Consider the following 459-nt stretch of genomic DNA (forward strand, 5'->3'; position numbering starts at 1 on the left):
CGATGGCGACAACATCGTTCTGCTGGACAACGCGACCGTGGGTGGCAACACCGGCATCACGACCGGCTCTGGCGTCGACCAGATAACCTTGCTGGCGAGCGGCCTGGCGGGTGCGCTGACGGTGGAAGCGGGCAATGGCGCCAACACCGTTCTGCTGGATAACGCGTCCGTGGGCGGCAATACCCTGATCACGACAGGCACTGGCATCGACCAGATCACCTTGCTGGCTAGCGGCTTGGTCGGCGCACTGACGGTGGACGCGGGCGATGGTGACAACATCGTTCTGCTGGATAACGCTACCGTGGGCGGCAGCACCGTCATCACGACTGATTCCGGTGTCGACCAGATCACGCTGCGGGATAGTGGCCTGACGGGGGCGCTGACGGTGGATGCAGGCGATGGCGACAATGTTGTTCTGCTGAACACGGTGACAGTCGGAGGCAATGCGCTGATCACGAC

General features: G+C 63.0%; 1 pseudogene. It reads left to right on the top strand.

The features are described 5' to 3' along the window. A pseudogene (locus BRO63_RS34285) lies at positions 1-459 on the top strand (hypothetical protein); the annotation flags it as partial.

Source organism: Achromobacter xylosoxidans, from assembly GCF_002192695.1.
GTDB classification, from domain to species: domain Bacteria; phylum Pseudomonadota; class Gammaproteobacteria; order Burkholderiales; family Burkholderiaceae_B; genus Achromobacter; species Achromobacter xylosoxidans_C.